This is a genomic window from Arcobacter sp. CECT 8985 (assembly GCF_004116495.1).
Lineage (GTDB): Bacteria > Campylobacterota > Campylobacteria > Campylobacterales > Arcobacteraceae > Malaciobacter.
In genome coordinates this window covers 1-11,481 of sequence record NZ_PDKC01000017.1, presented here as the reverse complement: position 1 = coordinate 11,481, position 11,481 = coordinate 1, and the positions used below count along the sequence as shown (strand labels likewise).

Annotated in this window: 11 protein-coding genes; 7 read left to right on the top strand and 4 right to left on the bottom strand. The window is 27.4% G+C overall.

The features are described 5' to 3' along the window. The first annotated feature begins 1 nt into the window (after position 1). From CRU93_RS08430 to cheB, 7 genes are all read left to right on the top strand, one after another. The gene (locus CRU93_RS08430; protein WP_129103757.1) at positions 2–643 is read left to right on the top strand and encodes a phosphoribosyltransferase; all 642 of its coding nucleotides are present in this window, start codon (positions 2–4) and stop codon (positions 641–643) included. Between the two features lie 14 nt (positions 644–657). Further along, entirely contained in the window at positions 658–2,838 is a 2,181-nt protein-coding gene (locus CRU93_RS08425; RefSeq protein WP_129103756.1) for a polyribonucleotide nucleotidyltransferase, read from the top strand. An 80-nt stretch (positions 2,839–2,918) separates the two neighbouring features. Next, the gene (locus CRU93_RS08420; protein ID WP_129103755.1) at positions 2,919–3,287 is read left to right on the top strand and encodes a response regulator; all 369 of its coding nucleotides are present in this window, start codon (positions 2,919–2,921) and stop codon (positions 3,285–3,287) included. A 13-nt stretch (positions 3,288–3,300) separates the two neighbouring features. After that, a complete protein-coding gene (locus CRU93_RS08415; protein WP_129103754.1) occupies positions 3,301–5,418 on the top strand; it encodes a chemotaxis protein CheA in 2,118 nt (705 codons plus the stop codon). Between the two features lie 20 nt (positions 5,419–5,438). Then, the gene (locus CRU93_RS08410) at positions 5,439–6,284 is read left to right on the top strand and encodes a protein-glutamate O-methyltransferase CheR (protein ID WP_129103753.1); all 846 of its coding nucleotides are present in this window, start codon (positions 5,439–5,441) and stop codon (positions 6,282–6,284) included. Next, positions 6,281–6,955: a chemotaxis protein CheD gene (locus tag CRU93_RS08405; protein WP_129103752.1), complete on the top strand. Its 675-nt coding sequence runs from the start codon at positions 6,281–6,283 to the stop codon at positions 6,953–6,955. Before CRU93_RS08410 ends, CRU93_RS08405 begins: the two co-directional genes overlap by 4 nt. Before the next feature lie 11 nt (positions 6,956–6,966). Continuing rightward, complete coding sequence (gene cheB, locus CRU93_RS08400; RefSeq protein ID WP_129103751.1) at positions 6,967–8,043, top strand: chemotaxis-specific protein-glutamate methyltransferase CheB; 1,077 nt, start codon at positions 6,967–6,969, stop codon at positions 8,041–8,043. A 16-nt stretch (positions 8,044–8,059) separates the two neighbouring features. Here the strand turns inward: cheB and CRU93_RS08395 are convergent, their stop codons facing one another. The 4 genes from CRU93_RS08395 to CRU93_RS08380 all read right to left on the bottom strand — a co-directional run. Continuing rightward, the gene (locus CRU93_RS08395; protein ID WP_129103750.1) at positions 8,060–9,112 is read right to left on the bottom strand and encodes a tyrosine-type recombinase/integrase; all 1,053 of its coding nucleotides are present in this window, start codon (positions 9,110–9,112) and stop codon (positions 8,060–8,062) included. Between the two features lie 108 nt (positions 9,113–9,220). Beyond that, entirely contained in the window at positions 9,221–9,598 is a 378-nt protein-coding gene (locus tag CRU93_RS08390) for a hypothetical protein (protein WP_129103749.1), read from the bottom strand. 20 nt (positions 9,599–9,618) lie between these two features. Further along, positions 9,619–10,590, bottom strand: a complete 972-nt coding sequence (locus CRU93_RS08385; protein WP_129103748.1) for a hypothetical protein — start codon at positions 10,588–10,590, stop codon at positions 9,619–9,621. 146 nt (positions 10,591–10,736) lie between these two features. After that, a partial coding sequence (locus CRU93_RS08380; RefSeq protein ID WP_164967655.1) for a tetratricopeptide repeat protein occupies positions 10,737–11,481 on the bottom strand: 745 nt, incomplete at its 5' end.

Genomic DNA, 11,481 nt, shown 5'->3' with positions numbered 1-11,481 from the left:
AATGCATCATGAGCAAATATATTTTAAAAATAGAGAAGTTGCTGCTTTTAGATTATTAGATGTATTACCAATTGATAGTATGATGTTAGAGGAGTGGACAGTTCTTGCCACTTCTTATGGTGGTGTACCAATTGCAAAAATTATATCTAATAAATTAGATGCAAACTTTGATTTGATGCTTTCAAGTAAAATTATGGCAGAAAATAATGAAGATTGTGAAATAGCAATTGTTACAGAAACAGAAGAGGTGGTTATTCATGAAGAGTTAGCAAAATCTTTTGAAATAAGTTTAGATTTTATTTTTCAAAAGTCAAAAGAGATTTATGAAAAACAACTTTCAAGAACAATTAAATTATATAGAAAAAATGAAAAAATAAGTAACATTGAAAATAAAAATGTTTTGTTAGTTGATGAAGGTTTAAATACAGGTCTGACAATGATGGCTTGTATAAAAACTGCAATTAACTTAGGAGCAAAATCTGTATCCGTTGCGACACCAATATTGCCAAGTGCAACAGTTCCAACAATAGAATCAATTGCTGATGATTTGTACTATGTAAAAAAGTTAGATCATTTTGTATTTATAGATTTTTATTATGATAAATTAGAAAATATAGATTTTGAAGATATTAAGAAATTTTAATTAAAGGAAAACGTATGTCAACAGTTTGTGAATTTGAACTAAATGGGAAAATTGAGACTTTTGAATTTGATAAAGTTGCAAAACAATCAAATGGATCAGTATTAGCCCAAATTGGAAATGCAGTTGTTTTAGCAACTGTAGTAAGTGAATTTGATAACCCAGTAGAGGAGGATTTTACTCCATTAACAGTTCAATATGTTGAAAAAACTTATGCTGCAGCAAAATTACCAGGTGGTTTTATAAAAAGAGAAGCAAAACCAAGTGAGTTTGAAACTTTAACTTCAAGGGTAATAGATAGAAGTCTTAGACCACTTTTTCCTAAAGGGTATGTATATCCAACAACAATAACTGTTATAGTATTAAGTGCTGATAAAGATGTTGACCTACAAGTACTTAGTTTAAATGCTGCTAGTGCTGCATTGTATACTTCAAATTTACCTATTAAAAAATCAGTTGCTGGTGTTAGAATTGGTAGAGTTGAAGGAGAATATATTGTTAATCCAACTTATTCACAATTAGAAGAATCTACATTAGATTTATATGTAGCAGGTTCTAAAGAAGAGCTATTAATGATTGAAATGAAATCTATTTCAAGTGAAGATATGGTTGAAGTAGATATCGAAGCATTTACAAAAGTTCATAAAACAAATGAAATGAATGAAGATGAATTAGTTGACGCAATAGGTTTAGCTCAAAATGTTTTAAATGAAGTGAATTCTACATATGAAACAGGATTCGAAACTGTTTGTAAACAGATAAAAGATGTTGAATTAGTTGAATTTACAATAAATGAAGAGATTATAAAAAATGTAAGAAACAACTATACAAATGAAGTAAAAGAAGCAATTAAAAAACTTGCAAAAAGCGAAAGAGCTGTTGAACTAAAAGAAGTTGCTAAGTTGATTGTAGAAAAAGAATATAGTGATAATGAAGAAGTAAATTACAATGAAGTTTATGAAGCAGTTTCTATTGTAAAAAGAGAGATTGTAAGAAAAATGATTGTTGATGAAAAAGTTAGAGCTGATGGGAGAACTTTAAGAGAAGTTAGGCCAATTACTATTGAAACTAATATTTTACCATCAACACACTCTTCTTGTCTTTTTACAAGAGGTCAAACACAAGCATTAGTTGTAGGAACAATTGCAGGGCCTAAAGATGGTCAAATGTATGAAGTATTAACAGATAAATCAACTTCTATGGAAAACTTTATGGTACATTATAACTTCCCAGGTTTTTCTGTAGGTGAAGCAAAACCAATGTTTGGAGTTGGAAGAAGAGAATTAGGGCATGGAAATTTAGCTAAAAAAGCTCTTGAATCTACAATTGATAAAGATTTTGATGAAACAATTAGATTAGTTTCTGAAATTTTAGAATCAAATGGTTCTTCATCAATGGCCACTGTTTGTGGTGGGTCTTTGGCTTTAAAAGCTGCAGGAATTCCTATTTCTAATCTAGTAGCAGGTGTTGCTATGGGTATGGTTGTTGAAGGTGATAAATACTCTGTATTAACTGACATTATGGGATTAGAAGATCATGATGGAGATATGGACTTTAAAGTTGCTGGAACAAAAGATGGAATTACAGCTTTACAAATGGATATAAAACTAGGTGGGATTGAACTTTCTGTATTAAAAGAAGCATTACTTCAAGCAAAAGATGGAAGAACTCATATCTTGGGACTTATGGAAGAGGCTGCAACAGAAATTGTTCCAAGTGAAGCATTACCATTAGTTGAACAATTTGCAATTGACCCTAGTAAAATTATGGTAGTTATTGGAAAAGCTGGTTCAACTATAAAAGAGATTATTGAAAAATTCTCTGTTTCAATTGACCTAGATAGAGATAGTGGTAATGTAAAAGTAAGTGGAGAGAACAAACAGAATGTTTTAGATGCTTGTGAGCATATTAAAACAATTTCTAACAATGCTTCTTCAAGAAAAGATAGTGGCAAAAATATTGATTTTTGTAAACTTTATGAAGTTGAAGAAGTATTAAAAGGTAAAGTAGAAAGAATAACAGATTTTGGTGCATTTATTTCATTACCAAAAGGTGGAGAAGGCTTACTTCATATCTCAAAAATCTCTAAAGAGAGAGTTAATAATGTTTCTGATGTATTAAGTGTAGGGCAAGAAGTTGAAATTAAAGTATTAAATGTTAAGAAAGATAGAATTGAATTAGGTTCAACACTATTATAAAAATTTTAATACTAAATTAATACTTCTTTAGTTAAGATATAAAAAAAAATAATTATTTATTAAAAAACAAGGGGTTTTTTATGGCTAAGCTTTTAATAGTAGATGACTCAACAATGTTAAGAGATATGTTAAATTATGCACTTAATGAGGGTGGGTATAACGATGTGACTGAAGCAATTGATGGCGTTGATGGGTTAGAAAAAGCTAAAGCTTCAACTTTTGATTTAATTATTACTGATGTAAATATGCCAAATATGGATGGACTTACATTAATAACTGAATTAAGAAAGTTGTCTCAATATGCTAGTAAACCTATTTTAGTATTAACTACTGAAAGAAGTGACGAAATGAAAGCAAAAGGTAAGGCAGCAGGTGCAACTGGTTGGATTGTTAAGCCTTTTGTTCCTGATCAACTGCTAAAAGCAGTTAATATAGTTTTAAGTAGATAATAAAGGATTAGTCATGGCAGGTTTTGATATATCTAAATATAGAGAGATGTTTGTAGAAGAAGCTGAAGAACTTTTTGAATCAGCAGATAATGTTTTATTAGAAGCAGAAACTAATGGTTCTTTGACTGATGATGAAATGGGACAGCTTTTTAGAGATGTACATACTTTAAAAGGAAGTGGTGCTTCAGTTGAATTAAGTTTCTTTGCTGAGTTTACACATAATGTTGAAAATATGATGGATAAATTGAGAAATCATGAAATCGAATTTCAACCTGAAATGGCAGGAACTCTTATTGATGCATTGGATGTAATGAAAGAAATACTTGATTTAGAAGTTTCTGAAGAGTTAACAAGAGAAACATTTGATAGTATGACATCTTCATTATTATCTGATATTAAAGCATTTATAAATGGTGAAAAAGTTGAAGACAACTCTTCTGCTCCTGTGGTAGAGACTCCTTCAGTTGAACAAGAAACTTCTAGTGTTCAAGAAGATTCAACTAACGAAAATATAGGTTTTTTTGAAGATAAGTTAAATAATCAAAGAGATCACAAAACTTATGGTATTTTTCATGATGATGATTTAGAAGAAAATGATGATGTTCCTTATGGATTTTTTGATGATGAATTAAATGAAACTGCAAAAGTTAGTATGGATGATAATTCAAGTCAAACAATTTATACAGATGAAGATAATTTTGGATTCTTTGATGATATGCCAGAAATAACTCCTGAAGCTGAAATTCAAACAAATGAAATAAAAGAAGAAAAAGCTGTTACTCCTAAGCAAAAAGAAGAACCTAAAAAAGTGGAAACAAAACAAGCTGTAGAAACAACTCCTTCAACACCTACTAAATCTGCATCAGCTTCAAGAAATGCAGAAAGACCAGAAAGAAATAAAAAAGCATCTTCTAATAATAATATTAGAGTTAATTTAGATAAAATTGATTTACTAATGAATAATGTTGGAGATTTAGTTATTACAAATGCAATGTTAACGCAGTTTTCTAGTTCAATAGAAGAAGCAAAAACAAGAAATGCAGTGTTAGAAAGACTTGAGTTATTAGAAAGACATATTAGAGATATGCAAGACTCTATAATGAGTATCAGAATGGTACCTATGGAATCAATTTACTCAAAATTTCCAAAAGTTGTAAGAGATATATCTAAAAAACTTGGTAAAAAAGTTGAATTTGTTCATTATGGTGATGGTGTTGAAATCGACAAAGCTATGATTGAAGGTTTAACAGATCCATTAATGCATATTATTAGAAATTCTTTAGATCATGGTTTAGAAACACCTGAAGAAAGAGTTAATTGTGGTAAAAGTCAAACAGGTGTAATTTCTATTTCTGCAGAGCAAGCAAATGGACAGATGATTATTACAATTAAAGATGATGGTAGAGGTATTGATGCAGAACGAGTTGCACAAAAAGCTCTAGAAAATGGCCAAATTGACGATAACCAATATGCAACAATGTCTGATAGTGATAAGGCAATGTTAGTATTTGGTGCTGGAGTAAGTACTGCAAAAGAGATTACTGATATTTCTGGTCGTGGAGTAGGAATGGATGTTGTTAAGACAAATATTCAAAAACTTGGCGGAGCTATAAAACTTGATACTGAAAAAGGTTATGGTACTAATATTACAATTATGTTACCATTAACTCTTGCAATTTTAGATGGATTAGATATTGCAGTTGGTGATCAAAAATATATATTACCTCTTAGTTCAATTGTTGAATCATTACAACCAACATCAGAAATGATTAAAAAAATTGGTGATGGTACTCAAGATTTATTAATGTTAAGAGAAGAATTTATTCCAGTTGTTAGATTACATAATCTTTTTGGTATTAAACCTTCATTTGATAAATTAGAAGAGGGAATGCTTATTGTTGTAAAATCAGGTAATCAAAAAGTAGCAATTTCGATTGATGAGTTCTTAAATCAACATCAAGTTGTTGTTAAACCTTTAGATAAAAACTTTAGAAGTGTTGATGGAATTGGTGCTGCAACTGTAAGAGGTGATGGTAGTATTGGTCTTATTTTAGATGTACTTGGAATTATCAATGCACAAATAAAAATAGAAAAAGATCATACTGCAGCAAAAAAAAGAAAAGCCTCATAATTTAATATATAGAATAGAATATGAGTAATACAACTAATCTTCATAATAGAGTAAAAAAAATGCTTTATTCTCTAACAGGAATTACCCTGGCAGAGAATAAAGATATTATGATAGCAAATAGACTACATAAATTAAAAAGAAATACAAAATTTACAGGTGGTGATATAGAAGAACTTTTAGACTCAATTGAAAAAGGTAACTATACTACTGAGTTTATTAATACTTTCACTACAAATAAAACACACTTTTTTAGAGAGGGTTTTCATTTTGAAGATTTAAGAGATAGAGTATTACCAATGTTTGCTCAAAGTTCCAAACCTATAAAAATGTACTGTTCAGCTTCTTCAACGGGAGAAGAACCTTATTCTATGGCAATGACAGTTATGGAAGCTAAAGAGCACCTTTCAAAGAATATTAGTGCTTCTATTGTTGCAACTGATATTGATACAAATGTATTGCAATATGCTGCAAATGGTGTTTATAGATATTCTAAATCATCAAAAGAATTTCCTGATTGGATTCAACCTTCTAAATATTTTAAAAGAAGAGTTGAAAAAAATTTGGCTAGTGAAGAGATTTTAATAAAAGTTAAAGATGAACTTAAAAGAATGATTACTTTTAAAGTTATGAATCTAAATGATTCTTCTTATCCTTTTCCAAAAGAAGAGTTTGATGTTATCTTTTGTAGAAATGTTTTGATTTATTTTTCTATAGAAGATCAAAATAAAATATTAAAAAAACTTTTTGCACACTTAAAAATTGGTGGTACACTATATATTGGTCATTCTGAAAATCCACATGATTTGATTAATTATGTACAAAGGGTAGGGCAAAATATTTTTATTAAAACTAAGGATTTATTTTGATAATAATTGGTCATAAAGATGGAAGTATTGAAAAAGCTTCAAATTCACGTTTTAATCAAAGGATAAAAGGATTTAATACACATACTATTATTGGTGGTGAATTTGCAGTTGGAAAAGATGATGATGACATTGCTTTTAAAACATTACTTGGTTCTTGTGTCGCAATTATGTTTTATGATAAAGTTACAAAAATAAAAGGAATGAATCATTTTTTATTACCTTCTACAACAAATTCAAATGACGATATGAAATATGGTCTTTACTCAGTTGAAGCAATGCTCAATGAAATGTATAAACTAGGATGTAAAAAAGAAAATATTAGTGCAAAGATATCTGGTGGTGCGGATATAATGCAATTAAAAGCACTTCAGTCAAGTATTGGACATCGCAATGTAGAGTTTGCAAAAGACTTTTGTAAGGCAGAAGGATTTAAATTAATTAGTGAACACACAAGAGGTGAACATGGTAGGTTAATTTTATTAACAAATGATTTTAGTACTTTTATTAAAGTTACACAAAAATCTGATACAGATGCTAAAATTGTTACTGAAGAAAAAGCTCTTCAAACAGAAATTACAAAAGAACCAGTTATTAAAGAGTATGTTGGTGGTGTTGATCTATTTGATGATAACCATAAAGAAGAACCGAAAATGGAAATTGAACTATTCTAAGGTAAAATTATATGTATACAGTATTAATAATTGATGATTCTGCTTCTATGAGAAGAATTTTGAAAGATATGATTAATTCAATTGATGAATTTGAAGTAATCTCTGATGCTACTGATGCATATGATGCAAGAGAGAAAATCAAACAATACGAACCTGATTTGGTTACGATTGATATTAATATGCCAAAAATGGATGGAGTTACTTTTTTAAGAAATTTAATGAGACTTCATCCTATGCCAGCAGTTGTTGTTTCAGGTGAAAGTGTGAGAGGAAATGATATTTTCGATGATGGTGCAGTTGGTTTTATTCCAAAGCCAGAAAATGGTGAATCAATGGTAAAATTTCAAGCAAGAATAAAAGATACATTATTGAATCTAACATTCTTACTTAAAAGATATACTCTTAAAAAACCAAAACCATTAAAACCATTAAAAAAACATAATCATGAAATTGAATATAAAATTCACCCAGATGAAGTTATAAAATTACATCAAGCAACTTTCCCAGGTTCAAAATTAATAGCAATTGGTTCTTCTACAGGTGGAGTAGAATCTTTAATAAAAGTATTTAAAAATTTACCTGGAGATTTACCTCCTATTGTAATTACTCAACATATTCCATATGGTTTTTCTTCGTCTTTTGCACAAAGATTAAATGCAAATTCTGATGTTATTGTATATGAAGCAAAAGATGGAATGATTTTAGAACGTGGGCATGCTTATTTAGCTCCGGGTAATATGCATTTAGTAATTGATAAAAAAAGAGATGGTAAATATGTTACTAGACTTCTTGATACAAAAAAAGTAAGTCATCACAAGCCAAGTGTTGATGTTCTTTTTAGATCTGTAAATAATAGTGCAGGTGGAGGAGCAATGGCTGTTATTATGACAGGAATGGGTGATGATGGAACTATTGCAATGAAAGAACTTCATGATAATGGTGCTTATACTGTTGCTCAAAATAAACAGAGTTGTGTAGTTTTTGGTATGCCAGCAAAAGCAATTGAAGCAAATGCAATAAAAGACATAATTCATTTAGATGAAATTGCTCAATATATTATTGATTTTTCTAAAAATAAAAGAAAATAGGGTACTTAGACCCCTATTAAAATATATCTGTTGTACGTTTTAATTTATCTTTATCAAAATGCGTATAAATTCTTGAAGTATTAATATCTGCATGGCCTAATGACTCTTGAACTAAAATTAAATCTTTGCTTTTTTGATATAACATAGTTGCAAATGTGTGTCTTAACATATGAGCTCCATTTTTCTCTTTTCTTATCCCTGCACTTAATAATATTTTTTCTACAATACTACTAATATAAGCTTGACTTAAAGCTTTTCCTTTTTGATTACAAAAAAGTAAGTTTTCATTTGTGAGTCTATATTCTAGCCACTCTTTTAAATCATTTTCAATTATAGATTCTTTAATCATCACAACTCTAGGCTTATTACCTTTACCTCTAACTTGTATTATATAAGCATCTTCATCTTTATTGAAATCTTTCAAGTCTATATTTATAGCTTCATTAACTCTTATTCCTGTATATAGTATGATTTTTATTATTAATTTATTTCTGGCAGCAATTTTATTACTAAATTCATATTTATCTATTGCTTGAATAAACCGTTGAACTTCTTCTTTTTTCATAAAAGAGGGCAGTTTTGTACCTGATTTTCCAGACAATCCACCCCAGTTTTTAAGTTCAATTCCATATCTATGTACAAAACCATTTTTTTCTTCATTTTGTTTGTCTATATATCCAAAAAATGAGATTAGGGCAATTCTATAGTTCTTTTTTGTAGCATCTGATAAATTTGCAGTTTCAGAAGCTAAAAAATCACTTAATAATTCTTCATCAATTTCTTTTAGTGAAGCAGCACCAAAATTAATTAAAAAGTTATAAAGTTTTTCAAGAGGTATAAAATATACATGAATACTATTTATTCCAATATTTCTAACTTCTTTTATTGATGATTTTAATTCACTAATTGTGTTGTACCCAGTAATTAGTTCATGTAATATTTGAGCTAGTCTATTTTTATCTTTTACTTGTCTGTTTGATAAAGAAGTTATTTTATTTCTTATAAATCTACATAACCAAAATAAATAGCTTTTGTCAAAGCTTATTTCACAATCCAATGGATATTTCATTATCTGCCTTTTAAATATATTTTACTTTTGGAAACTATAATTTCCAAATTATAATATATTTAACTTTAGAATCCCCTGATTTTGTAAAATAGCCCTTTAATGACTATTTTACTTTTTATACTTTACCAAATCATCCATTGATACAAATAAGCCCTTTTTAGAAATCTTACCATAATGATCGTTGTATTTAGTTTTAAATACTTTTTCTATTCTTAATAATCTTCCTTTTAAATAGAAAGAACTTTTGATTTTAGTATCATCTAAAACTTCATTTGCTTTATAATCACCATTATATACAAAAACTTCAATAGGATTTGTTTGCATTTTAAAAAATGTATAACCTTGTTTTTCATTTATATTATACTGCTTGTTTAAACTTTCTTCTTTTTTCTCTACCTTTTTAGGTTCAACATTTTCTTTTGTCATACTACAACCACTAAATATTATACCTATAATTAATGATGTAGAGAATAGAAATCTATTCATATATACTCTCCTTTTATTTTTTAATTTAATAAAACTCTTTTTCTTATGTTTGTTTTTGTATCTTCAAACTTAACATATACTGGAGTAATTTTAAATATTTTAAAACCTTCTAATGTGTCATTTTCTCTATAATATTTATTTTTATATTTAATCATATGATTTTCATATGTTAATTGATCTTTAATATTCTTAAATTCATCTCTTATTTTATACTTAGGTTTTGTATCATTTACTATTTTCTTTTTTATTTCTTTTTGTGTATTGTCAAGAGTGATTATCGCCCTAACTCTATTTTCTTTTTTATTTTCTATTATTTTTATATTATCTAATTTGTTTTCAACTGTTTGCTCTTTTTTTATAAGTTCTTGTTTTTCTAAATTTTTTATAGGTAATGTTACATCAATTTTATTATCTTCTATTTCCACTTGTTTTTTTTCTATTTTCTTTGTAGGTAGTTCATTAATACTTTTTTTTGAAATGATTACATTATTAGCATCTATTTTTGAATTTTGATTTTTTGTCTCAGTGTTATCATTTAACATAAATATTGTTGTTATTAACATAATGAAAAAAACTGATAAGGCCCCTATTCCTATTTGAATATACTGTTTTTTCTCTAAATTTATATGTTTAATTTTTGATATATAAATATTAATATTCTTTGATAATGTAAAAAGAATTTTGGATAAATTTGGTTTTATACTTTTTTTTGTGTTTTTCTTAGTTTCTTTTTCTTCTTGATGAAAATCTTTTTTTTCGTTATATCCATTTGAAAATATTGTAAAGTCTGTCTCTATGTCTTTTAATTCATCAAGCAATGTTTTTAATATTGAATTATTTTTGTTTATATATTCATTATCTTTTATTTTTATAAGAATTGTTTTTAATTCTATTTTAGATAAAGAGTATTTATTTGTAAAATACTTTACATTTAATATGTCTGTAGTATTTATAAGTTCTTCATAAATATTTATGTATGTGTCAAAATTCATTAATTAACCTTGATAATTTTTAACATTATTACAAAATAATATTAAAAATTAGGTTAAAATAATTATATTAGTTATATAATGAATTAACTTCTTGTAAATTCATTACTAAAGTTGAGTCTATAATATAAGCTATTCTTGTTTTTATATCATTGATTATATGATACTCCTAAATCAATTAATCTTTTTTTTGCTCCATTATCACCAAGTTTAGCAGCTTTTTTATACCAAATAATTGCATTTATTTTATCTTTTAAGTCATTTTCATATGTATAAGCTACATTAAATATAGAATCTAAATCATTTTGCAAAGCACTAAATTTATACCATTTTATAGCTTTGTTGTATTCTTTAAAATTCTCTGCATATATATTGCCTACTTGAAAAGCACAACTTGTACACTTAATCTTATTGTAACCTTCTTTAAACCAATAAATTGCTTTTTTAGGATTATTTAAATCTTCTAGATACATAAATCCTAATCTATTTATTGACTCTTCATTTTTTAGTTCAAACCCTTTCTTATACCACTCTTCAGCTTTTTTATAATCTTTTTTATTTTCTTCATAATATGTACCAAGTCCACCTGCACATAGTCCATATCCCATCTCATAACATTTTTTTAAATATCTTATTCCTTTTTTGTCATTTTTTACATCTTTATTTTTTATAAATAAAATTCCTAAACTACGATATCCCTCTGGCTCACCTAATTTACCAACTTTTTTATATATCTTTATTGCTTCATCATACTTCTTTTGGTCTTCATACATCAATCCTATTGATAATAGTGAGTTTAAATCACCTGTTTTATATGATTTCATAAACCATTTATATGCTTCATCATATTTAAAGTTTTTATAATAATATACACCTAAATTATGTGCTGATTTT